The organism is Blastococcus sp. CT_GayMR16 (assembly GCF_004570875.1).
Lineage (GTDB): Bacteria > Actinomycetota > Actinomycetes > Mycobacteriales > Geodermatophilaceae > Blastococcus_B.
In genome coordinates, this window is record NZ_SPQK01000013.1 from 38,455 (window position 1) to 61,267 (window position 22,813).

General features: G+C 72.6%; 19 protein-coding genes. 7 read left to right on the forward strand and 12 right to left on the reverse strand.

The features are described from left to right. The first annotated feature begins 1 nt into the window (after position 1). Positions 2-1,309 carry a tetratricopeptide repeat protein gene (locus E4P38_RS14510; RefSeq protein ID WP_135132527.1) on the forward strand — a complete coding sequence of 436 codons (1,308 nt, stop codon included), beginning with the start codon at positions 2-4 and terminating at the stop codon, positions 1,307-1,309. After that, entirely contained in the window at positions 1,306-2,895 is a 1,590-nt protein-coding gene (locus E4P38_RS14515) for a sulfite exporter TauE/SafE family protein (protein WP_135132528.1), read from the forward strand. Before E4P38_RS14510 ends, E4P38_RS14515 begins: the two co-directional genes overlap by 4 nt. Before the next feature lie 66 nt (positions 2,896-2,961). Here the strand turns inward: E4P38_RS14515 and E4P38_RS14520 are convergent, their stop codons facing one another. The 6 genes from E4P38_RS14520 to E4P38_RS14545 form a co-directional block, all read right to left on the reverse strand. Next, positions 2,962-4,578 carry a long-chain fatty acid--CoA ligase gene (locus E4P38_RS14520; protein WP_135132529.1) on the reverse strand — a complete coding sequence of 539 codons (1,617 nt, stop codon included), beginning with the start codon at positions 4,576-4,578 and terminating at the stop codon, positions 2,962-2,964. 25 nt (positions 4,579-4,603) lie between these two features. Continuing rightward, positions 4,604-5,302: a DNA alkylation repair protein gene (locus E4P38_RS14525; RefSeq protein WP_209309114.1), complete on the reverse strand. Its 699-nt coding sequence runs from the start codon at positions 5,300-5,302 to the stop codon at positions 4,604-4,606. Then, the gene (locus E4P38_RS14530; RefSeq protein WP_135132530.1) at positions 5,299-7,683 is read right to left on the reverse strand and encodes a GDSL-type esterase/lipase family protein; all 2,385 of its coding nucleotides are present in this window, start codon (positions 7,681-7,683) and stop codon (positions 5,299-5,301) included. Before E4P38_RS14530 ends, E4P38_RS14525 begins: the two co-directional genes overlap by 4 nt. Then, the gene (locus tag E4P38_RS14535) at positions 7,680-8,669 is read right to left on the reverse strand and encodes a PASTA domain-containing protein (protein WP_135132531.1); all 990 of its coding nucleotides are present in this window, start codon (positions 8,667-8,669) and stop codon (positions 7,680-7,682) included. Before E4P38_RS14535 ends, E4P38_RS14530 begins: the two co-directional genes overlap by 4 nt. 215 nt (positions 8,670-8,884) lie before the next feature. After that, positions 8,885-9,757, reverse strand: a complete 873-nt coding sequence (locus E4P38_RS14540) for a hypothetical protein (protein ID WP_135132532.1) — start codon at positions 9,755-9,757, stop codon at positions 8,885-8,887. 117 nt (positions 9,758-9,874) lie between these two features. Beyond that, the gene (locus E4P38_RS14545; RefSeq protein ID WP_135132533.1) at positions 9,875-10,348 is read right to left on the reverse strand and encodes a helix-turn-helix domain-containing protein; all 474 of its coding nucleotides are present in this window, start codon (positions 10,346-10,348) and stop codon (positions 9,875-9,877) included. A gap of 151 nt (positions 10,349-10,499) precedes the next feature. Between E4P38_RS14545 and E4P38_RS14550 the strand changes: the two genes are divergently transcribed. Genes E4P38_RS14550 through E4P38_RS14560 form a run of 3 tightly spaced genes read left to right on the forward strand, consistent with a single transcriptional unit; the run spans position 10,500 to position 12,734 of the window. After that, positions 10,500-11,198 carry an SDR family oxidoreductase gene (locus tag E4P38_RS14550; RefSeq protein WP_135132534.1) on the forward strand — a complete coding sequence of 233 codons (699 nt, stop codon included), beginning with the start codon at positions 10,500-10,502 and terminating at the stop codon, positions 11,196-11,198. A 28-nt stretch (positions 11,199-11,226) separates the two neighbouring features. Continuing rightward, complete coding sequence (locus tag E4P38_RS14555; protein ID WP_135132535.1) at positions 11,227-11,937, forward strand: TMEM175 family protein; 711 nt, start codon at positions 11,227-11,229, stop codon at positions 11,935-11,937. After that, entirely contained in the window at positions 11,934-12,734 is an 801-nt protein-coding gene (locus E4P38_RS14560; RefSeq protein WP_135132536.1) for an alpha/beta hydrolase, read from the forward strand. Before E4P38_RS14555 ends, E4P38_RS14560 begins: the two co-directional genes overlap by 4 nt. A 23-nt stretch (positions 12,735-12,757) precedes the next feature. On the opposite strand, the gene E4P38_RS14565 is transcribed toward E4P38_RS14560, so the two are convergent. Further along, the gene (locus tag E4P38_RS14565; RefSeq protein WP_135132537.1) at positions 12,758-13,966 is read right to left on the reverse strand and encodes a cytochrome P450; all 1,209 of its coding nucleotides are present in this window, start codon (positions 13,964-13,966) and stop codon (positions 12,758-12,760) included. Between the two features lie 91 nt (positions 13,967-14,057). On the opposite strand from E4P38_RS14565, the gene E4P38_RS14570 reads away from it, so the two are divergent. Beyond that, positions 14,058-14,996: a DUF5926 family protein gene (locus E4P38_RS14570; RefSeq protein WP_135132538.1), complete on the forward strand. Its 939-nt coding sequence runs from the start codon at positions 14,058-14,060 to the stop codon at positions 14,994-14,996. A gap of 13 nt (positions 14,997-15,009) precedes the next feature. Here the strand turns inward: E4P38_RS14570 and E4P38_RS14575 are convergent, their stop codons facing one another. The 4 genes from E4P38_RS14575 to E4P38_RS14590 form a co-directional block, all read right to left on the reverse strand. Beyond that, complete coding sequence (locus E4P38_RS14575) at positions 15,010-15,477, reverse strand: hypothetical protein (RefSeq protein ID WP_245161039.1); 468 nt, start codon at positions 15,475-15,477, stop codon at positions 15,010-15,012. A gap of 128 nt (positions 15,478-15,605) precedes the next feature. Beyond that, positions 15,606-15,932: a multidrug efflux SMR transporter gene (locus tag E4P38_RS14580; RefSeq protein WP_135132540.1), complete on the reverse strand. Its 327-nt coding sequence runs from the start codon at positions 15,930-15,932 to the stop codon at positions 15,606-15,608. Between the two features lie 159 nt (positions 15,933-16,091). Further along, complete coding sequence (locus E4P38_RS23225) at positions 16,092-17,069, reverse strand: excalibur calcium-binding domain-containing protein (RefSeq protein ID WP_209309115.1); 978 nt, start codon at positions 17,067-17,069, stop codon at positions 16,092-16,094. A gap of 174 nt (positions 17,070-17,243) precedes the next feature. Further along, positions 17,244-18,479: an arginine deiminase gene (locus E4P38_RS14590; RefSeq protein ID WP_245161040.1), complete on the reverse strand. Its 1,236-nt coding sequence runs from the start codon at positions 18,477-18,479 to the stop codon at positions 17,244-17,246. 114 nt (positions 18,480-18,593) lie between these two features. Between E4P38_RS14590 and E4P38_RS14595 the strand changes: the two genes are divergently transcribed. Continuing rightward, positions 18,594-19,361: an SDR family oxidoreductase gene (locus E4P38_RS14595; RefSeq protein WP_135132541.1), complete on the forward strand. Its 768-nt coding sequence runs from the start codon at positions 18,594-18,596 to the stop codon at positions 19,359-19,361. Positions 19,362-19,474: 113 nt separating this feature from the next. Here E4P38_RS14595 and E4P38_RS14600 read toward each other — a convergent pair whose 3' ends face one another. After that, positions 19,475-22,783, reverse strand: a complete 3,309-nt coding sequence (locus E4P38_RS14600; RefSeq protein ID WP_135132542.1) for an AfsR/SARP family transcriptional regulator — start codon at positions 22,781-22,783, stop codon at positions 19,475-19,477. Between the last annotated feature and the right edge of the window lie 30 nt (positions 22,784-22,813).

Below are 22,813 nucleotides of genomic sequence, written 5' to 3' on the forward strand. Positions count from 1 at the left end.
CGTGCGCAGGCGGACCGCGGTGAGCGCGGTGGTGGCCGGAGTCATCTTCCTGCTGGTCTCGGCGGCTGGCTTCTACACGGTCTTCGTGGACCGGGGCGCCGAGGCTCGGGAGCAGCAGGCGGTGGCGGAGGTCGACCCTCTCACAGCGTCCATCGAGGTGGCGCAGCAGCGGCTGCAGGAGGTTCCGGGCGACTACACCACCTGGGCGCAGCTGGGCTCCGCCTACGTCGAGCAGGCACGGGTCACCGCGGACCCCTCCTTCTACGACAAGGCGGATGGCGCCCTCCAGGAGTCGCTGATCCGGCGGCCGGAGGGCAACGACACCGCACTCACGGGGCAGGGCGCGCTGGCCAACGCCCGGCACGACTTCGCCGCGGCGGCGGACCTCGCCACCCGGGCGCTGGCGATCAACTCCTACAACGCCACCGCGTGGGGCGTGCTCACCGATGCGCGCACCCAGTTGGGGGACTATCCGGGGGCGACGGAAGCGGTTCAGCGGATGCTCGAACTGAAGCCGGGTCTGGCATCGTTCACCCGGGCGTCTTACGACGCGGAACTGCATGGAGACCTGGCCGGGGCCCGTTCGGCGCTCGAGCAGGCTCTCGACATCACGCAGGGTGGCGCGGGCGAGGCCTACTGCCGCACCTACCTCGGGGCTCTAGCGTTCGCTACCGGCGACCTCGAAGGCGCGGCCGAGCAGTACACCGCCGGCCTGAAGGCGAGGCCGTCCGACCCAGCCCTGCTGCTGGGCCGTGCCCGCGTGCTCGCAGCGCGAGGCGAGGAGACCGCCGCGATCGAAACCTTCCAGGCGGTAGTGAACGCGCAGCCGCTGCCTGAGTACCTCGTGGAGTTCGGCGCGTACCTGGAGTCGCAGGGGCGGGCCGCAGACGCCGAACAGCAGTTCGCGCTGGTCGAGACCGTCCGCCGGCTGTTTGTGGCGAGCGGCGTGACCGACGACCTCTCGACGGCACTGTTCGCTGCTGATCACGGCGATCCGGCCGTGGCGGTAGCCGCGGCCCAGGCCGAGTTCGATCGGCGGCAGAACATCGACTCCCACGATGCCATGGCCTGGGCTCTGCACAGCGCCGGGCGCGACGCCGAGGCACTGCCGCACGCCCAGCAGGCGACCGCCCTCGGCGGCGCCAGCGCGCTCTTCCTCTACCACCGCGGAGTGATCGAAGCGGCGGTCGGACAGATCGACCAGGCGCGGGCGAGCTTGGCCGAGGCCCTGGACACCAATCCCGACTTCTCACCGCTGCACGCACCCCGGGCCGAGGGGCTGCTCGAGTCGCTGGGCGGGCGTCCGTGAGAGGGCGGCGGCTCCTCGCCGTCATTCTCGGCGCCGGAGCGTTGTGGGCGGTCGCGCCAGGAGTCGCCCAGGCCCACCCCCTCGGCAACTTCACGGTCAATCACTACGATCATGTCCAACTGCAGCCCGGCCGGGTCCAGGTGACGACCGTCCTCGACCGTGCCGAGATACCGACCGCGCAGAAGCTGCAGATTGTCGCCCCGGACGGGTCACCGACGGCCGCCCAGCTCGCGTCGGCAGCCGCGGAGGAGTGCGCTGACGTCGCCGGCGCCGTCCAGGTCACCGTCGACGGCGCGGCGGTGGGGTGGACCGTGCAGGACACCGGGATGGAGACGATCCCGGGTGCCGGCGGACTGCCCACTCTGCGGTTGACCTGCCGGTTCGAGGCCGACGCCGAGCTCGACGTCCCCGCCGAGATCGCCGTCAGTGACACGTATCTGCCCGACCGCGTGGGCTGGCGGGAGATGACGGCGGACGGCGACGGCGTCCGGCTGATCGATTCCCCGGTGCCGGTCACGAGCGTCTCGGACGAACTGCGTCAATACCCGACAGACCTGCTGGCCTCTCCGGTCGACGTCCGATCGTTCACGGTCGCGACCGAGCCCGGGCAGAACACCGGCACCGGGTCGGCGATCACGCCCGGCTCGGGCGACCCGTTCACGAACTTCATCGCCGGCCTGGACCGACGGCTGGAGGACCTGATCGGCGACCGCGGCTTGACTCCGCTGGTCGGAACTCTCGCCGTCCTGCTCGCCGTCCTGCTCGGCTGCGGGCACGCCCTGCTTCCCGGGCACGGGAAGACCGTGATGGCCGCCTACCTGGCTGCCCGCCGTGGACGAAGCCGGGACGCGATCATCGTCGGCGCGACGGTGACGGCAACCCACACCGTGGGCGTACTCGTGCTCGGGCTGGCCATCTCGCTGTCGAGCACCCTGGCCGGGGATCAGGTGATCCGCTGGCTCGGGGTCGGCAGCGGCCTCCTCGTCGCCGGCATCGGGGCGTTCATGCTGCGCGCGGCGCTGCCGAGACGTCGTGGGGTTCCGACGCTGATCAGCGAGGTGCTTCCCGAGCCGGTGCTGGCGGGCGCGGTGCACGCGGCGGGCAGCGGTGGAGCCGTGCACGCCCCCACCGTCCCCGAGCACGCCGGCCACGACCACCATCACGACCATGCGCACGGCCATGACCACGGCCACCACCACGACCATGCGCACGGGCAGGGTTGGTGGGCTGGAGGCCACACGCACGGACCGGCCCGCGGCCGCGCGGGGCTGATCGGCATGGGCGTGGCGGGCGGTCTGGTGCCCAGCCCGTCCGCGCTGATCGTCCTGCTGGCCTCGATCGGGCTGGGACGCACGGTCTTCGGCGTCCTTCTGGTGCTCGCCTACGGTCTGGGAATGGCGGGCACCCTCACCGCTGTCGGTCTGCTGCTGGTCAGGCTGCGCGGTCGCATGGAGCGTCGCCTGGCCGACCTGCGCGGACGCAGATGGCTCACGCGGGTCGCGATCGCGGCCCCCGTGCTGACGGCGAGTCTCGTTCTCCTGGTCGGCGTGGCGCTCGTTGCTCGCGGTGCAGTGCTCGGCGCCTGACCTCCGCCGGGGAATCGCCCGCTGACGGCGGGGGGAGCCTTCGGCACCAAGAGCTCCCCCCGACGCTCAGTTCTTGAGCTCGTACTCCGCGAACTTCGACCGCAGGTCCTTCTTCGAGAACTTGCCGACGCTGGTCTTCGGCACCTCGTCGATGAACTCGACCGCCTCGGGCATCCACCACTTGGCGACCAGCGGCTTGAGGTGCTCGAGGATGTCCTCCGCGGTCGCGGTCTGCCCCTCCTTGAGGACGACGCACGCCAGCGGACGCTCGTCCCACTTCGGGTGCGGGATGCCGATGACGGCGGCCTCCTTCACCGCCGGGTGGCTCATGATCGCGTTCTCCAGGTCGACGGAGCTGATCCACTCGCCGCCGGACTTGATCAGGTCCTTGGTGCGGTCGGCGATGCGGATGGAACCGAACTCGTCCATGGCCGCGACGTCGCCGGTCTTCATCCAGCCGTCCTCGGTCGTGAGCTGCACGCCGGCGTCGGGGTTGTAGTAGTCCGCGGCGCACCACGGCCCGCGCACCTGCAGCTCGCCGGTGGCCTTGTCGTCCCACGCCTGCGGCTCGAGGGTGTCGGCGTCGACGATCCGCGCCTCGACGCCGAGGAACGGGATGCCGGCGCGCGCCCGCTGGTTCGCCTTCGTCTCGTCGTCGGCGTCCGCATAGCGCTTCGGCAGGACGCCCGACGAGGCGACCGGGTGGGTCTCGGTCATGCCCCAGGCCTGCAGGATCGGCAGCCCGACCTGCTCGCGGTAGGCCTCCGACAGCGACTTGGGCACCGCGGAACCGCCACAGCCGATGTCGCGGAGCTTGTGCGGCTTGCCCGCGAGGTACGGCAGCATGCCGAGCCAGATGGTCGGGACGCCGGCGGTGAACGTGACGCCCTCGTCGAGGATGAGCTTGGCCAGCGCCTCGGGCTGCATCATCGCCCCGGGCATGACCAGCGAGGCGCCGGCGGCCGGGGCCGCCTGGGCGATGCCCCATGCGTTCGCGTGGAACATCGGGACCACCGGCATGGCGACGTCTTGGATGCCGAGACCGAAGGCGTTGGGCTGCATCACGCCCATCGTGTGCAGGAACGTCGACCGGTGGGAGTAGACGACGCCCTTGGGGTTGCCCGTCGTGCCGCTCGTGTAGCACATGTACGCGGCCGAGTTCTCGTCCGTGACACCGAAATCGACCGGCTCGGCGTCGGCGAGCAGCGTCTCGTAGTCGAGCACGCGGGAGTCGTCGGGGATCTCGTTGTCGCCGCCGTCGTCCATGACCACGACGTGCTTGACCGTCGTCATCGTGTCGATGAGCTTCCACAACAGGGGCAGCACCGTGCGGTCGACGAAGATGACCTCGTCCTCCGCGTGGTTGGCGATGTAGGTGAGCTGCTCGGGGAAGAGCCGCACGTTCAGTGTGTGCAGCACGCGGCCGGTCGACGGGGCACCGAAGTAGAGCTCCAGGTGCCGCGCGGAGTTCCAGGCGAACGTGCCGACCCGGCCGTCCGCGCTGATGCCGAGGGTGTCGAGCACGCCACCGAGCCGGCGGGTCCGCTCGGCCCACTCCGCGTAGGTCGTGCGGGTGACGCCGCCGGGGTTGTTGGTGACGATCGTCCCGTCGCCGTAGTGCTGTTCGACGTGCCGGAACATCGAGTCGATGGTGAGGGGGTAGTCCTGCATCAGGCCGCGCATGGCCGGAGTTTGCCAGTGACGGCGCTCACCTTCCAGGCGAGGAGTCTCCGGTCAGCCTGAGACGCTTCCGGACCGCCGGGCTTCCGAGCTCGCGCACTGCGTCGCTTCCCACCCACCCGGCCCCCGTGCTCCCGGCCCGCAGCTGCTCGGCCGTGTCGAGTGCCAGCCGGTAGAGGCCGGGGCTCCGCTTGCCGATCGCGCGCAAGGCCCAGCTCGCTCCCTTGCGGACCAGCGGCCGGTCGTCGTCCGCGCCGGCCGCCAGCGGGTCGAGCAGGGCGGCGAACCGCGCGTCGTCCGACCGTTTGTCGGCGACTGCCAGGCCCGCCATCAGCGAGAACCCGGCCCGCCGGACGAAGAGTTCCGGCCTCGTCGTCCACTGGGCGGCCTTCGCCCAGGCCGGCGCGGCGTACCGGAGGAGGTTCTGGCAGACCTGGTCGCAGAGGTCCCAGGAGTCGAATTCGAGGGCCCAGCGCTCGAACTGCTCGTCGTCGACGAGTGCCGGGTCGTCGACGAGCGAGGCGAGGATGCGCGCCTCGTGCACCCCGCTGGCCCAGAGTTCGGCGGCCAGGCCGTGGTCCCGGTCGAGCTCCTTCGCCACGGTCCGCAGCTCCCCGACGGTCACGCCGTAGGCGTGGTCGGTGGCGATGCCGTACCGGGCCATGCCCGGGAGCCGGGACGGGACGGCGAGCCCGCGCAGCCTGGCCAGCACCTCGTCGGCGGTCACGCCGGGGCGCGCCGACGGGTCCGGCGACGGTCGACGCGCAACAGCAGCCACCCGGATGCGGCGAGCAGCAGGCAGGTCAGCGACAGCGCCGCCGTGGGCCACCACGGCGCACTGCCGCCGACGTCGAGCTGCTGTGTGTCGATGGAGAGCTGACCGTCGGGGTCGAGGCCGGAGGTCCACAGCGTGTGCTCGCCGTCCGGCAGGTTCTCCGGCAGCTGGACATCGACCGTGACCCGCCCGTCCGCATCGGCCCAGGCGGAGCCCAGCGCCTGCGGAGTGCTCTGGACGCCGACCACCACGAGCGAGCCCTGGAGGTGGCCTCCGCTCGTGATCTGCAGGGGGACGCCCGGGCGTGCCTGCAGGGTGTTCCCCGGCTGGCTCGTATCGACCGGGATCGGTGCCGGCGCCAGCAGTTGGCCGAGGCCTTCGGCGGTACGGACGAGCAGGGACGACGTCTCGCCCTTCCCGCGGGTCGCCTTCTGCGGAGCGGCCGGGGACGCCGACCAGCGGACGAGGGCGCCTGCCATCGCGCGGTAGCCGTCGGGGTCCGGGTGGACACGCTCGGGACTCAAGATGTCCCGGTCGGTCACCTGGACGACCCAGGGGTCCCGGTCGCAGATCGTGTGGTTCGGCTGGAGTGCAGTGCGGACGTCACGGGCCAGGTGCACCGGGAGACCCTTGGCGGCGACGTCGCGGACCGCCGCGCTGATCTGCCGGTGCAGCTCGTCCTGCACCCACCGCCCGAAGGTCTGCTCGTCGGGGCTGAATCCCGGCAGTCCGGCCGTGCACGTGAATCTTCCCCGGCTGGTGTTGGGCAACAGGTCGGGATAGGGCAGGACGACGACGTCGGTGCCGGCCACCCGGGCGACGTCCTCGTAGAACAACCTCAGCTGCGGGCCCAGGCCAGCCAGCAGCAGTTCCATGTGCTCGCGCCACGTGAGGCAGGAGCCCTGGTCGTCACACACGGCGTTGTCGACGCAGTTCGCGGTGGTGACGCAGCTCTTGACCAGATCGGGGAACTGGATGTCGTTGCCGCCCATGGTCAGGGCAACGACGTCGACGTCCCCGCTTCGCTTCAGGGCGTCCAGTTGATCGTGCTGGCTCTCCACGTCGTCCCAGGGGTTCAACCATTTCTGCTGGTCGCTCGCCCAGTAGTCGGCGACCACCGCGCCGGAGCAGGCGAGGTTGTGCACGGCAACGGTCTTCGGGAAGGCCTGCCGTCCCCAGGCGTTCGGGCTGCGGTGACAGGCGCCGCCGGGCCCGTAGTCGCCGCCGCCCTCGCCGGAGGAGTAGGAGTCGCCGAGGATGACGACGTCGTCGACGTCCTGGAACACCGGTCCCACCGTGTCGAGCCGGAACTCGCTGCTCAGCGTGGTGACGCCGGCCCGGGCCTGCACCGGGACGCCGATCGCCGTGAGAGTCACCGTCCAGTCGAGCTGGCCCGAGGCGCGCTGCGTCGAGGGGTAGACCGACCATCGCACCGTGCGGCTGCCGCCGGCCTCCAGGTTGCCCAGGAGTCGCAGCGGCGTGAGCACTGTCGGGGCGCCGCCACTGCTCGAGGGGTGGTAAGTGAGGGCGAGCCGGACGTTCCGCGCATCGACGCCGGACGTGTTCCGCACTGTCGCCGTCATGCCCAGAACCCCCTCGCTCAGCGGGGAGAAGCTGGGGACATCGGGGGCGTCGAGCTCCAGGCGCGGCGCCTGGAGCGCGGCAAGCCGGTCACCGAGGGCGGCGGAGTCGTCAACCGGGGTGTAGGTCCCGCCCGTGGCTCCGGAGATGCACTGCAGCTCCTGGGCGCCGGCATCATCGATCCGGAAACCCACGGTGTCGACGGTCAGCCCGATGCCCTGGTCGCGAATGGAGCGCGCCACCTCGCACGGGTCGTCGCAGGTGTGCTCCCCGTCGCTGACCAGAACGATCGTCCCCTGGGAGTACCCACGGCTCTTGATGTCCTCGGCCGCGGCGGCCAGCGCCTCGGCGGTGGGGGTGTCTCCGTCGGCGGTGACGGCCCGGATGGAGGCCGACATGTCCCCGGGGTCCCGTCGAGCCAGGCCGATGTCGATGGAGCCGGAGTCGCAGCCGCCGCTCGCGGCCGGGTAGGTGCGCATCCCGATATGGGTGTCCAGGGGCAGGCGGGCGAGCAGATTGAGCAGCGCGTTCTTGGCACCCTCGATCTTGATCGTGCCGGTGCCGTCGTCCTCCCCCATGGACCCGGACGTGTCCAGGACCAACAGGATGGGATTCCCGCCGGCCACCTCCGCGGCAGGGTCGGCGGGATCACCTGGCGCGGCTGTCGACGGGCCGACCGCCCCGCCCGGCAGGACCAGGCAGACCAAGGTGGCGGCAGCGACGGCTGCCAGCCGCTGGAGCCGGCGCCTCACCCCGCCGCCAGGGCGTCGATGCCGTCGGGCCCGCCGACTGCCCGGAGGTCCCCGAAACCGACTTCGCCGCTGCGCTCGCCGACCGTGCCCGAGAACCGGATCTCGACGCGCAGCGCGCCGGCGACCCGCGCCTCGAAGGGGGTGCTCGCGCCGTAGGCGGCGGCACCCTCGAAGACCGTCACCCCGTCGGCGACGATCCGTACGGTCGCCGACGTGCCCGGATCGCTGCGGTCGGTGATGCCGAGGACGCCGGTGAGCAGAGTGGCCTGCCGGTCGAGCAGGTAGGTCTGGACCGACTCCCGCTCACGGACGCTGCAGTACACCGATTGTTCGTGGTCCTGCCCGTTGAGCGAGATCTCCCCGCTGCTGCAGGCCGACTCCAGCGGGTCGAGCTCGGCCACGAAAACGCTCGAGGCGGGGCCGGCCACGGTGAGGGTGGCGGTCGCGGCCAGCGGGCTCCCGGCGGCGGGGTCCACCGCGAGCACGGTCCCTTCGGACACCGCGGGGTCGTAGACCTGGTTCTGGACGGCCCGCACCCCGAGGTCGAGCAGCGTCTGAGCTGCCTCCGTGGCCGGGATGCCCACCAGCGCCGGCATCGTGCCGGCCACCGCGACGGTCAGGGTCACGGTCCCGGTGCCCCGGGAGCCGCCGATCGGGTCCTGGGCGGTCACGGTTCCGGCGGGGAGGGCGGAGGGTCCTTCGACCACCGAGATGCCGTCGACCGGTGTGCCCGCATCCACGACCGCCTGGCGGGCGTCGGTCAGGAGGAGTCCGCGCACGTCGGGCACGAGCACCTTCTCCGCGGCGTCGTCCGGGGGCGCGGCGACGAGCTCGACCGTGGTGTCCGCCGCGGCAGGTACGCCCGCCAGCGTGTGCGCGGACCAGCCGCTCGCGAAGCCCCCGGCGAACAGCCCGCAGACGACGAGCAGCGTGCCGATGATCCGGAGGCGCCGGCGGCCCCAGATCTCCCGGATGCGCCTCCACACAGCCGTGGCCCGCCGCCGGACCGGCCCGGGGCGCGCGGGGGCCGGGGCAGGCGTGTGCGGAGGAGTCGGTTCGACGCGCCCACCCGGTGGTCGGCCCGATTGCGCGCGCGGCTCCTCGCCGGGATGCGGTCCCGTCATCCGTGCTCACCCCCGTGTCGGCCGGGCGACAGCCAACAGGTGTCAGGTCACGCCCAGGTCACGATTCGCGCGGAGGGTCAGCCGTAGGCCGCGGCCACGCCGTCGACGAGCGTGGTGAGTGCGTACGACGCGGGATGCGCGGCATTGCTCCGGGTGTCGGCCGACAGGAACCAGACGCCGTCCCGTCGCTGGTCGGGGAGGGCGAGCGTGTAGCTCGTGTTGTCGTTCGCGCATCGCAACAGCACGGCTCCAGGTGCGACCGCGGGCACGTCGACATCCGGGCAGATGGCGCCCTGGTGCTCGTAGAACTGGTGGCGCCAGCTCTCGATCGTCGTGCCGTCGGCGACGTAGGCCACCCTCAGGACGTAGGCGTAGTTGTAGGGGTCCGGGCCATACTGGAGCGGGATGGGGACCCACGTGCAGCCGCCCGCCCCGGGCAGGGTCCCGATCCAGTAGCTCATCTGGACGCCGAGCGCCGCACTCAGCCCGGCGGCGAGCCGCGGGCAGGTAGCCATCTCCTCCTCGGTGCTCTCGCCCGGGTACGGCTTGCCGGCGGGGAGCCACTGGTCCCACTGGGCCGGGGAGCTCAGCGTCACGGCGGAGTCGAGCAGTGCTGCCGTCTCGGCGAGCTCGGCCCGTTCCTGGACCAGTACGGCCGCCGGGACGGTGCTGGCAGCCGGGGTCGCGGTGGTGGCCACCGGTGGTTCCGTCGTGCGCGGAGCGGTCGCCGTCGTCGGCGTCGCTGCGGCGGGGGCTTCGTCCGCGTCGGACGGCTCTCCGCCGGTCGCGGCCACGACCAGTGCGACGGCCACGGCCGCCGCGCCGAGTCCGGCGCCGATCGGCAGCCACCGTCGCCGTCCGGGCCGGGGTTCCGTGACGTCGGGGCCGTCGACCGGGTCCCGCCGGCCATCGAGGCCGAAGAGACCGGGCTCGTCGTCCCGCTCGTCCATGTCGCCTCCCGCTCGGCCGTCAGCGCACTCCTCGGCAGCGCCGGAGGGATTGTTGACCGGGCGTGAGGGCGACGCCTCGTCCACCTCTGCGTTGCCCCGCACCCAGCGCAGGCGGGGTCAGGACGAGGGCACGACCACCGGGTACGCGGCGGTCCGCACCGCCGCCACCTCGGCAGGGGGAACCTCGCAGCCCTCGTCGTCGACGAATGCGACGTGCACCAGGCGGTCGGTGGGGACCGCGCGGCGCTCCACGGTGGGCCCCTCCGGCCGCGGCAGGTACCGGTCGCCCCACTGCTGCAGTGAGCCGAGCACCAACTCCAATTCCCGACCGGCGTCGGTCAGGTGGTAGGCGAAGCGGGATCGGCTGCCCGGCTCCTGGTAGGGCTCGCGGACCATCACGCCGGCGTCGACCAGGGTGGCCAGCCGGTCGCTGAGCACGTCGGCGGCGACGCCGAGGGCGGTTCGGAAGTCGGCGAACCGGGTGGTCCCCGAGAGCGCCTCACGCAGGATCAGGATCGTCCAGCGCTCGCCCAGCACCCCCAGGCTCCGGGCGACCGAGCAGCTCGACTGCGCCAACCGCTCGTCCGTCACCGGCCCATGCTAGCTGAGTTGTCCGTCCCCATCCAGCTGTCTCCGGGTCGGCTCCGGCCGACTCTGCGCCCGCAGCGGAACTAGGTTGTGCTCTCCTATCCAGGAGGCCTAAGTTGGCCGTACCAACTCAGCCACGCGGATCGGAACCGACATGGACATCGCAGGCCGCACCGCACTGGTCACCGGCGCCAACCGCGGACTGGGCCGGCACTTCGCCCAGCAGCTCCTCGCCCGGGGGGCGACCGTCTACGCCGGCGCCCGCGACCCCGGGTCGGTCGACCTGCCCGGGGTGATCCCCGTCCGCCTCGACGTCACCGACCGGCTCTCGATCACCGCAGCGGCCGAGCAGGCGCAGGGCGTCTCACTGCTCATCAACAACGCCGGCTCCTTCACGGGCGTCTCCCTCCTCGACGGCGACCGCTCCGATATCGAGCTCGAGATGGCCACCCACTACTTCGGCCCGCTCGACGTGATCCGCGCCTTCGCACCGCAGCTGGCGGCGCACGAGACCAGCGCCGTTCTCAACGTTCTCTCGGTGCTGTCCTGGGTCACCTTTCCCGGCTACACCGGCTACTCCGCGGCAAAGTCCGCCGCGTGGTCGCTGACCAACGGGCTGCGCCAGGAAATGGCCGGTCAGCACACCCAGGTCAGCGCTCTGCACGTCGGCTTCATGGACACGGACATGGCCCGGTCCGTCGACGGGCCGAAGAGCGACCCTGCGGTCGTCGCGTCGCTCGCCCTCGACGGGCTGGCGGCCGGGCAGCTGGAGATCCTGGCCGACGAGGGCACCCGCGCGGTGCAAGCGGGCCTGGGCCGCGGCGTGACCGCGATCTATCCCCAGTTCGCCTGAGCCGCGGACCTGGCGGAAGCCGACGGCGATGGGCACCGGCCGACTGGAGGCCTTCAGTGACGGGGTCTTCGCCGTCGCCATCACGCTGCTGGTCCTCGACCTGCACGTCGACGCGGACAGCCCGCGTGGCCTCGCCACCCAGCTGGCCGGCGAGTGGCCGTCGTTCGCCGCCTACGCGCTGAGCTTCTTCGTCATCGGCGTCATCTGGGTCAACCATCACGCCGTTCTTGCGCTGGCGGCCCACATCGACCGCAGTTTCATGTTCCAGAACCTCGTTCTGCTGCTGTGGGTCGCCACCATCCCCTTCACCACTGCGACGCTCGCGGCCTACCTCCGCAGCGGGGACGCCGACACCCGGGTGGCCGTGCTCCTCTACGGCCTGTCGAACGAGGGCATGGGGGTCAGTTTCACGCTGATGCTCGCCCACCTGGTCCGCCGCGGTCTGCTCAAGCACCCGGTGGGCGCCCGGGAGGCCCGGCAGGGCATCGCGCGCTTCGGCCTCGGCACCGTGCTCTACCCGCTGGCAGTCGTGATCGGGGTCTTCTCCCCCGTCGCGATGCTCATCTTCTACGCCGCGGTGAACGGCTTCTACGTCCTCGAGCAGACACCGATCCTGCCCGGCCAGTCCCCGCCGTCCGGCGGCATCCCCGAGGAGACCGATCGGTCCGTGTCCCCCGTCCCAGTCCCTGCTGCACCCGCAGCGGTCCTCCGCCCCTCCCGCAGATCGGATCCGTCATGAGCGCATCCCCCACCCCCGTCGTCTTCGTCCACGGGCTGTGGTTGCACGCCACCAGCTGGAACCCCTGGCTCGAGCTGTTCCGCGACGCCGGCTACGACCCCATCGCCCCGGGCTGGCCGAACGAGCCGGCGACCGTCGAGGCGGCTCGGTCCGAGCCGGACGCTGTCGCGAACACGAGCATCGACGACGCCGTCGCGCACTTCACCAAGATCATCGACGACCTCGACGCCGCCCCGATCGTCATCGGCCACTCCTTCGGCGGTCTGGTCGCCGAGAAGCTGCTCGGCCAGGGCATCGGCGTGGCCGCCGTCGCGATCGATCCCGCGCAGATCAAGGGCGTCCTCGCCCTGCCGCTGGCCCAGCTGCGGTCAGCGCTGCCCGCCCTCGCCAACCCCGCCAACCTGCACCGCTCGGTCTCCCTCACGCGCGAGCAGTTCCGCTTCGGCTTCGGCAACGCACTCACCCCGGAGGAGTCCGACGCGCTGTTCGACCGGTGGGTGGTCCCGGCGCCGGCCCGCCCGCTGTTCCAGGCCGCGACGGCGAACCTGCAGCCCCACTCCCAGGCCGCCGTGGACACGGCGAACGAGAGCCGCGGTCCGCTGCTGCTGGTCTCCGGGACCGCCGACCACACCGTGCCCGACGTGAGCACCCGGTCGACCCTCAAGCAGTACCGCCACTCGTCCGCGGTCACGGAACTGCGCCAGTTCGAGGGACGTGGCCACTCCCTCACCGTCGACAGCGGCTGGCCGGAGGTCGCGGCCTCGATCCTGGAGTGGCTGCGCGCCAAGGGGCTCTGAGGCCGCGGGCTGACCCGTCTCGGTCAGGCGGCGAGCAACACGGGCAGATCGCCGAGGCCGCGGAGCACGAACTCCGGACGTCGCACGGGCTCCCCTCCGAGCTCGAGCGACGTCGTCCGGTCGAGCAGCGCGCCGAAGGACGCCTGGAGCTCGACGCGGGCCAGCGGTGCCCCGATGCAGAAGTGGACGCCGGCGCCGAAGGAGATGTGCGGGTTCTCGGCGCGGCCGACGTCGAGGGTCCCCGGCACCTGGAACACGGCCGGGTCGTGGTTGGCCGAGCCCAGGAGCGCGGCGATCTTCTGCCCCTGCTCGACGGTGATCCCACCCATCTCGACGTCCTCGGTGGCGGTGCGCTCGAACAGCTGCAGCGGGGAGTCGAACCGCATGAGCTCCTCGATCGCCGTCGGCAGCAGGGTCCGGTCCTCGCGCAGCCGCCGCAGCTGGTCGGGGTTGCGCAGCAGGGCGAGCGTGCCGTTCCCGGTGACGTTGACCGTCGCCTCGTGGCCGGCGTTGAGCAGCAGGATGCAGGTGGTGACGAGCTCGTCCTCGGTCAGCTTGTCTCCGTCGGCGTCCCGGACGGTGACCAGGTGGCTGACCAGGTCGTCGCCGGGGTTCGCGCGGCGCTCGGCGGCCAGCCCCCGCAGGTAGGCGACGAACTCGTCGGCCGCGCGCTCGGCATCGTCCTCCCGCTGCTGCGTGCGGTCGTACTCGTACATCTTCACGATCGCGTTGGACCACGGGCGCAGCAGCGGGCGGTCGGCCTCGGGCACCCCGAGCAGCTCGGCGATGACGGCGACCGGCAGCTGGTCGGCCATCCCGGTGAGCAGGTCGACCGGTTCGGTTCCGGCCGACCGTTCCACCAGGTCGTCGACGAGCCGGCCGGCCAGCTCCTCGACCCACGGCCGGAGCCGCTCGACGTGCCCGCGGGCGAACGCCGTGCTGATCAGCCGCCGCAGCCGGGTGTGGTGCGGGGGCTCCATCTCCAGGATCGCGTTGCGGTGGATCAGGTTGAAGCTCTCGAACCGGCTCTCGGGCTCCTTGTCCTTCCAGATCCGGCCCAGGCGCCGGTCCCGCAGGACGGCGTTCGACTCCGCGTGCGTGAACGCCAGCCAGAGACCCAGGCCCTCGTGCCACTGCACCGGCGCGACGGCTCGCGCCCGGGCGAACGCGGGGTAGGGGTCGGCGACCACGGCGGGATCGGTGAGGTCCAGCGGGACGAGGGCCGAGGTCACGCTCGGGAGCCTAGTAACCGGACCCCAGTCCCCCTCCCGCCGTGCATGCTCGGCGTGAGCCTCTGGACGGGGGCCACCTAGGCTCGTGGGCATGGCCAAGTCCGCGACCCGCAAGCGCTCCTCCGCCCCCGCCGCCGCGCCCGAGGGGATCAACCCGAAGGCCGCGTGCCCGTGCGGCTCCGGACGCCGCTACAAGCACTGCCACGGTTCGGGCTACGCGCCGCCGGTGACCCGCCCCTTCGAGGGCCTGCCCGGCGAGGCCGACTGGGTCGCGATGCGGGAGCTGGTGCCCGCAGCCACAGCAAAGCTGAAGACGACGGACGGCCGGGACGTGACCCTGGCGAGCGTGCTGCCCGGCGGCACTCCCGCGCTGGTGCGGGCCAACGGTGAGATCGTGCTCGGCGTCCAGATGCAGGCCTCCTCCGACGACGTCAGCCGCGACATCGGGACGGCGCTGGCCGCGGCGCTCGAAGCGCCCGCGGGTGCGCCGGTCGACCCGGGTCCGATCGGTGCCGCCGGTTCGGCCGGCCCCCGACTGCAGGAGCAGCTGGACCTGAGCGCGCCGTTCGACGTCGTCGTCCACGACGACTTCGCGTTCTGGCTCGACGGGACCGACCCGAGCGCGGCGGCGCTGGCCGGACTCGAGCACGCCAACGAGGCGATCCTGCCGACCGTGCGGCTGCAAGGCCTGGACGCCGCCTACTGGGTGCGGCCCGGCAACGAGCGCGCGCACCTGCGCTGGGTCCGGCGCGAGCCGGAGGAGAAGCTGCTCGACGCACTGGCGCGGCTCGCGGCGTCGGAGCAGATCCTGCTCGGCGAGGGCACCCGGTACGCTGGCGCCTTCCGCGCCCTCGGTCTCGTCGTCCCCGTGTGGGACCTGCCCGCCGACACCCCGGCGGAGGACTGGATCGCGCCCGCGCGTGAGTTCCAGGCCCGCCTGGAGCAGGCCCTGACGGTCACCGAGCCGCTCACCTCCGACGAGCGGCGCTCACGCGCCGGCCTGATCTCCCGGCAGATCACCCTGCGCTGAGTCGGCGTGGGCGTCAGCTCTCTAGAGCCGAGGTGACGGCGTCGACAGCCCGGGCGTGGGCAGAGCCGTCGCCTTCGACGAGGGCGGACATCGCTGTGCCGTCGAGGACGGCGACCAGCAGGCCGACGTCGGCGCTCCCGTGCCCGCATCGCCCGAGGGCGTCGCCCAGCAGCCCGTCCACTCGGCGACGGGCTGCGCGGAGCACCGGCCGCAGCGACGGATGCCGGCCGCCGGCGAGAAAGCGCTCGTAGTGCGCCTGGATGGCGGCGTCGCTCCGCCTCCGCGGGCCGAGGACCACGTCCACGACCAGCTCCGCCGCCCAGCCGGCGGCGCGTGCTCGTCGAGGCAGCGCCTCGACCAGCTCGGCCACCGCGTCCAGTTCGGCGTCCGCAGCGCGCTGCACACCGGTCACCAGGAGCTCGTCCAGAGACCGGAAGTAGTACGTCGTGGCCGCCAGCGGAACCCCGGCGGCCACCGCCACCGCCCGGTGGGATATTGCATCGGGACCTTCCGTCAGGACCAGCGTCGCGGCGGCGGCGACGATCGCTTCCCGCCGGGCGGCGCCTTTCGGTGTAGCAGGACGGCCCGCATCGTCGTCCCCAGCCACGGTCAGTGGGCCGAGGAGGACGACAGGTTCAGTCCGACGACGCCCGCGACGATCAGCAGGATCGACAGCAGGCCCAACGTGGTGACCGGGTCCCGGAGGAAAACCATGCCGAGGATCGCCGTCCCAGCCGCACCGATGCCGGTCCAGACCGCGTAGGCGCTGCCCACCGGCAGGCTGCGCAGCCCGATCGACAGCAACGCGAAACTGACCCCCGCGCAGCCGAGGAAGGTCAGCGTCCACCACAGCCGGCTGAAACCGTCGGACATCTTCAAAGAGACCGCGAACGCCGTTTCGAAGAACCCGGCCACGATCACCAAGGCCCATGCCATGGCTGCCTCCCTGCTCGACTGGTACCACCGTACCAAAAAAAACGGTACACACGTACCAGTGAGCTTGTGGCGTGCAGGAGTGCGCGCTGGTCCGACGGGTGTGGCGCACGTGGTCCACCACGCCGCCGGGCGACAGGCGACGATTCCGCGCGACGAACCTCAGGCCTGGCGGCGCCCAGCCAGCGTGAGCAGCGTGCCGGACGAGATCAGGATGGCGATCGTCCTCAGCAGGGGCTCGAGGTCCACGCCGGTGTAGGCGAGCTTGCCGGAGCTGGCGGTCGGGGTGGTTGTCGGCGGCACGGCGGGAGAAGTGTCGTCCTCGCATGCGATGTCGTCGTTGTCGCTGTCCAACTCGCGACGGTAGCCGGGGGCGCCGCGCGGGATGTTGGTCGCTCCTTGAGCCCGCGCATCGGTGCAGTTCTGGTAGTACACGCCGCTCGGCTGGACGGCCGGGGGCTCGCCTCCGCCCGCGTCGTCAGCCGGGGGCTCCTCGTCGGGGGCGGCCGCAGCCAGGCACTCTGCAATGCCCGCGACCGCCGTGGCGAAGAAACCTGCAGCATCCGTGCCGACCATCTCGGCGTCCTCCCCCAGCTTCTGCAGGAGGTCCGGGATACCAGTGGGATTGGTGGTGGGGGTGACGGCCATGAGGGCAGTCGAGAACTCGGTTGCCAGATCCTCGGCTCTGGTACCAAGACCTTCGAGGTCGTCCATCAACTGCTCGCCGACACCCTGAATGCACGCCGCGGGGTCTTCATCGGCCGGGTTCTCAGCGTCCTCGTTCTCGCCCTCCTCCTCGGTGGCTCCTTGCTCTGCTGCGGTACCGGAGGCGGAAGTGGTATTGGATCGCGAGTTGCTGACCTGCCCGGTCGGCTCGGCGAGCGATCCTGCTGGCGCGACAGAGGCACTGTCGTACTGCGTCTGGGTTCCGCCGGGGCCGGCGGTTCCTCCGGTGACGCTCTCGGAGCCGGTGATCGTGCCCGGTGTGACCGGGTCCGTTTCATCGTTGTCCGTGGCGTCAGGGTCGATCACCTTCCCGGCGCTCGGTACGACCTCGATTGCGTCGCCGGCGGAGTCCGCGGCTGTTTGCGTCTCACCGTCACCGGCTGCGGCCACGCCGGGGCCGAAGAACAGGAGCACCGCGACGGCGCACATTGTCAGCGGTGAGCGCAAGCGCATCAACATCAAGATCCCCCGGTGCTCACAGCAAATGTGGATGTGAGCTCTACCACGATTCACAGGTATCGGGGAGAACCGGTTCGTCACGCGGCCGCGCGCCGCCACGCAGAGTTGCGGTCCGTCGCGGTCCGCCGTTCAGAGCGGGTCGCGGGCCACCGGGCAGGACATGCATCGGGGGCCGCCCCGGCCACTGCCGAGTTCCGACCCGGCGATCCGCAGGACCTCGATGCCGGCGGTTTCCAGCGCTTCGTTGGTGACGGTGTTCCGCTCGTAGGCCACCGCCAGCCGCGGGGCCAGCGCGAGGGTGTTGTTGCCGTCGTCCCACTGCTCGCGTTCGGCGGTCACGGGGTCCAGGCCGGTGTCGATCACGCGGAGCCGGTCGATCCCCATCGCCGCGGCGGCCGCGACGACGAACGGCTCCGGGCCGGTGACGGTCAGCTCGACGGCGTCGGCGTCGTCGTCCACCCCCTCCGGAGCGGTGACGGTCCAGGCCATCAGCGAGTCGGCGACCGCCGGGTACATGACCATCGCGTCGACGTCGACCATGGTCGCGATGGTGTCCAGGTGCATGGTCGCCCGCTGCTGCGCGATCGGGACGACGAGCACCGTGTGCGCCAGGCCGCGGGCGAACAGCCGCCGCGCGAGCCTTTCCGCCCCGCCGGGCGTCGTCCGTTCGCCGACCCCGACCGCCACCACACCGGCGGCCAGCAGCAGGACGTCGCCACCCTCGAGGTGCTCCAGGCGCGCGCTGTAGAGCTGCTCGACTCCGGCGAACCGCGGGTGGTGGGTGTAGACGGCGGCGGTGATCGTGCTCTCGCGGTGCCGGGCGGGCATGGCGAGGGAGGTCACGGCTACCTCGTCGGCCACCCAGACCGAGGAGTCGCGGGTGAACAGCAGGTTCGGCAACGGGGGGACGACGAAGTCGCCGCGCTGCATGACCTCGTAGGCGAGCCCCCGGCCGCCGCGCAGCTCGTCGTGGGCGAGGCCGGCGATCAGCGTCGCCGAGAGGTCCTCCGGTGAGAGCCAGGCGAGGTGGGTGGTGGCCGCCCGCTGCAGCGTCGCGCCGAGCCGAGGGTCGTCGACCGCGGCACCGATCAGCTCGGCCCGCGCCGACGGGAAGGACAGGATCTCGGTCAGCAGCTGGTCCAGGTAGAGCACCTCGACACCGCGTTCGGTGAGGGCCGCGGCGAACGCGTCGTGCTCCTCCTGCGCCCGGGCCACCCACGGGACGCCGTCGAAGAGCAACTGGTCGTTGTTGCGCGGCGTGAGGCGGCGCAGCTCGGGCCCGGGGCGGTGCAGCATCACGGTGCGCAGCGGGCCGACCTCGCTGGTGGCGCCCATCACGGGGGCGTCGGGCAGGGGCGGGATCATGGTCAGAGGCTGGCACAGGGTGCCGCAGCCGCGCCCGCCAGTGGGTCGTGTCCGCTGGATACCCTGCCGACGTCGGCCCGCAGCGAGGCGGGCCAACGTCTCGGAGGTATCGCCGTGGACCTGTTCGACCTGACCGGCAAGGTGGCCGTGGTCACCGGCGGGACCCGCGGCATCGGCCTGATGATGGCCCGCGGCCTCCTCCAGGCGGGCGCACGGGTGTACATCAGCTCGCGCAAGGCCGAGGCCGGGGACGCCGCCGTCGCCGAGCTGGCCGCCTTCGGAAAGGTCACCTCGGTTCCGGCGGACCTCTCCCTGGAGGAGGAGTGCGTGCGGCTGGCCGCGGAGGTCGGCAAGCGCGAGGACGAGCTGCACATCCTGGTCAACAACGCCGGCGCCACCTGGGGCGAGCCGCTGGAGTCCTTCCCCGAGTCGGCGTGGGACAAGGTGCTCGACCTGAACCTGAAGTCGCCGTTCTTCCTCACCCGCGCGTTTCTGCCGCTGCTGGAGGAGGCCGGGACCCAGGACGACCCGGCCCGCATCGTGAACGTCGGCAGCATCGACGGTCTGCACGTGCCGCCGATGCACACCTACTCGTACTCGACCAGCAAGGCGGCGCTGCACCACCTGACGCGCGTGCTGGCCAAGGAGCTCGGCCCGCGCCACGTCACGGTCAACGCCGTCGCCCCCGGGCCGTTCGAGTCGAAGATGATGGCCGCCACCCTCGACGCCTTCGGCAAGGAGATCGCCGCCCGCTCGCCGCTGGGCCGGATCGGCCGCCCCGACGACATGGCCGGCGTCGTCGTCTTCCTCGCGAGCCGGGGCGCCTCCTACATCACCGGCGCCGTCATCCCCGTGGACGGCGGCATCGCCACCACCCGGTAACCGGCTGGCGGGCGAAGTTGATCATCGGATCGGTGCTCGGGACAGGGTCGGAAGGGGCCGGACACGCCGGTGGGGCCTGCACCTGGACGATGATCAACTCGGGGACGTCGACCTCACACGCGGGCGGCGGCGACCCGGGACAGGTGCGAGTCGGCGAGCGCGACCTGGTGCGGTGAGCCGACGAGCACTCCCTGCGCGCGGGCCGACCGCCACCGGTCACGCGCGCCGGCCAGGTCACCGCGTCGTTCGGCGATCCGGCCGAGCAGCTCGTCGTAGGCGCCCAGCGTGAGCGACGGCGTCCCGAGCACCGCCTGCCGCCCGCGGTAGGGCAGCAGCGACTCCGCGGCCGCGGCCCACTCCGGTTCCTCGCCGAGCCAGAGCGCGGACTCCGCCTGCAGGTAGAGCGCGACGTCACTCGCCCAGTCCCGGACCAGCGTCCTGCCCCAGCGGGCGCGCAGCCGCCGTGCCTCGGCGACGTCCCCGGACTCCGCCGCCGCCAGCACCGCCATCTCCTGCAGCAGCGGGCTGCCCTCGTCGCCGGTCTCGACCAGCAGCGGGATCGCGTCGGCCTGCCGGTGGTCGGCCCGGCGCAGGGTGAACTGGTGGGCGGCGTAGGCGTGCCGCGCGTGCGGGGTGACCTTCCGGAACAGCTCGTACGCCTCGGTGGTGAGCTCCTCGGCCAGCGCGGCGTTCCCCCGCAGCCAGGCGAGCCCGCCGGCCTGCCACAGCACGTGCGGGCGCACCTCCGGGCCGCTGAGCGAGACGGCGAGCCGGCGGGCCTGGTCGTGGTCGGCCTCGAATCCGGATAGGTCGCCCAGGTGCAGCCGCAGCGCCGCCCGGTGCAGGTGGGCGACGAACTCGGTGCGCCGGGGCAGCCCGTGGCCGGCCAGCTCCAGCGACTCGTCGGCGGCCGCGAGGCGCACCTCCGCGGCGCCGGGCCGCCCCCACACGGCGATGCTGAAGTTGTTCAGCGTCCGGCCGAGCAACTCGGGATCGCCGATCCGCCGGGCCATGTCGACGGCCCGCTGGGCGGCGCGCACACCGCGGTCGTCCGGACCGAAGGCGAGCTCGATGCCCAGGGTGCCGAGCAGGCGGGCGGTCACCGCGTCGTCGTCGGCGGACCGCTCGGCGATCAGGTCCTCCAGCAGGGCGACCATGTCGTCGTCCACCATGCCGTGCGGCCGCCAGTTCCAGACCGTCACGCTGCCCCAGACCGCGGCGGCCTGGGCCAGGCACTCGCGGTCGTCGAGCTGGCGGGCCACCGTGATGGCCTCGCCGACGACCTCCCGGGCCTCCATCAGCTGCCCGCTGCGGAGCAGGTCGTTGCCGAGGGCGGTGAGCAGGTCGTGCCGGGTGCGCGGGGCGCCCGGCTCGGCGGGGTCGAGCAGCTGGAGGGCCTGTCGGGTGTGCGCGGCCGCCTCTCCGTGGGCCAGTCGTGCCCGCGCCGCCTGGGCGGCCCCGGCCAGGTAGCGGCGGGCCGGCACGGGTCCCGCCACCGGCAGGGCCTCGACGAAGTGGTGGGCCAGCCGCTCGACGAGGGCGTCGTCCTGGGGGCCGCGCCGCTCCAGAGCCGCGCCGAGTCGCGCGTGCAGCCGGGCGCGGGCCAGCGCCGACAGGCCGCTGACCAGCACCTCCTGCACGAGGGCATGCGTGAACCGCCAGCTCCAGGGCTGCGCGCCCTCCACGACGAGGCCGACCGCGACCGCGGAGTCCAGCGCCGTCAGCGCGTCCTCCGCGGGGGTGCCGGCGGCCTCCAGCAGGTCCAGCGTCACCTCCCGGCCGGAGACGGCGGCGAGCTCCAGCACCGCCCGCGTCGGGGTCGGCAGCCGCTCGAGACGCGTGCGCAGGACCTCACCCACCGACGGCGGCACCGGCACCGAGTCCAGGTGCAGGTCGTGCGCCCCGACCATCCAGCGCGACAGCTCGACGACGAAGAACGGGTTGCCGCCGGTGCGGTCGTGGACGGCCGAGGCCAGCGACCGGTCACCGGGGGAACCCAGCTGCGCGGTGAGCAGGGTCGCGACGTCCTCGCTGCCCAGTCCGCCGAGCCGCAGGATGGTGGCGCTGGGCTCCCGGGCGAGCCGGGCCAGGCAGTCGGTGACGGCCTCGGGCAGCTGCTCGCCGACGGTCCGGGCGGTGATCACCAGCAGCACGGGTGCCCGAGGCAGGTGCCGGGCCAGCAGACCCAGCAGCTGCACCGACGTGGTGTCGGCGCCCTGCAGGTCGTCGAGGACGACGAGCACCGGCGTCGCGGCGGCGGCGGACGTCAATCGGCCGCGCAGGTCCTGGAAGAGCCGGAAGCGCGCGGCGTCGGCGTCGTCCCCACCCGCGGGGGTCAGCTCTTCCTGGCCGAGCTGCTCGAGCACCTGCGTCCACGGCCACAGCGCCGGTGCGCCGGCGTCGTCGGCACAGCGGCTCCAGGCGACCGACCAGCCGGCGGCCCGGCCGGCTTCGGCGGCGGCCTCGGCGAGCCGGGTCTTGCCGATCCCGGCCTCGCCCTCGAGGACCACGACGGCCGCCCGTCCCGCGGTCACCTGCTCGGCCACCGCCCGCAGGTGGGCCAGCTCCGCCCGCCGGCCGACCAGCAGCTCGGTGCCCGGGGCGAGGGACGGCGTCGGTGGGGGTGTGACCGGCATGCGGGGGCGCGGGATTCGGTCGAGCAGCGTGGGGTCCTGGCGGAGCACGGCCCGCTCCAGGTCTCGGAGCTCCGGGCCGGGATCGATGCCGAGCTCGTCGCGCAGCAGTTCCGCGCACCGGCGCAGGGCGTCCAGGGCCTCGGCCTGCCGGTCGGCGGCGTACAGCGCGGTGACCAGCCGGGCCCACAGCCGCTCCCGGAGCGGGTGCTCGGCCACCAGGTGCTGGAGGTCGGTGACGGCCGCGTCGGCCCGGCCGACGGCGAGCAGTGCGTCGCAGCGCCGCTCGCGCGCCCGGACCTGGAGCTCGGACAGCCGGAGCCGGTCGGTGGTCGCCGTCGGCAGGTCGCCCAGCTCGGCGAGCGGTTCACCCCGCCACAGGTCCAGAGCACGGTCGAGCAGGGCGATCCCTCCGGTGGGATCGCCCGAGGTCACCGCCCGGTCGCCCTCCTCCACGAGTTCGGCGAAGCGCAAGAGGTCCAGGTCGGCGGCGTCGACGCGCAGCAGGTAGCCCGGCGGGCGGGTGAGCAGCACGGACGGCGCCTCGCGCGGCCCGCGCTCGGGCTCCAGCACCCGGCGCAGATGGGAGACGTAGGCCTGCAGAGTGCCGGTCACCGTCGCCGGCGGGTCGTCGCCCCACAGGGTGCTGACGATCCGGTCGATGCCGACCACGCGGCCGGCGTCGGCCAGCAGCAGGGCCAGCAGTGCCCGGGGCTTGGCGCCGCCGACGTCGAGGGCCTTCCCGTCGGGACCGGTGACCTCGAGCGGGCCGAGGACTCGGTAGCGCACCGGCGGATGCTCCCAGGACGCGCGTCGCTA

Coding starts and splice junctions, on each gene's coding strand:
- E4P38_RS14520 (WP_135132529.1), bottom strand. CDS start 4,578: ATGCGCGGCCTGATGCAGGACTACCCCCTCACCATCGACTCGATGTTC.
- E4P38_RS14540 (WP_135132532.1), bottom strand. CDS start 9,757: ATGGACGAGCGGGACGACGAGCCCGGTCTCTTCGGCCTCGATGGCCGG.
- E4P38_RS14550 (WP_135132534.1), top strand. CDS start 10,500: ATGGACATCGCAGGCCGCACCGCACTGGTCACCGGCGCCAACCGCGGA.
- E4P38_RS14555 (WP_135132535.1), top strand. CDS start 11,227: ATGGGCACCGGCCGACTGGAGGCCTTCAGTGACGGGGTCTTCGCCGTC.
- E4P38_RS14560 (WP_135132536.1), top strand. CDS start 11,934: ATGAGCGCATCCCCCACCCCCGTCGTCTTCGTCCACGGGCTGTGGTTG.
- E4P38_RS14570 (WP_135132538.1), top strand. CDS start 14,058: ATGGCCAAGTCCGCGACCCGCAAGCGCTCCTCCGCCCCCGCCGCCGCG.
- E4P38_RS14580 (WP_135132540.1), bottom strand. CDS start 15,932: ATGGCATGGGCCTTGGTGATCGTGGCCGGGTTCTTCGAAACGGCGTTC.
- E4P38_RS14590 (WP_245161040.1), bottom strand. CDS start 18,479: ATGATCCCGCCCCTGCCCGACGCCCCCGTGATGGGCGCCACCAGCGAG.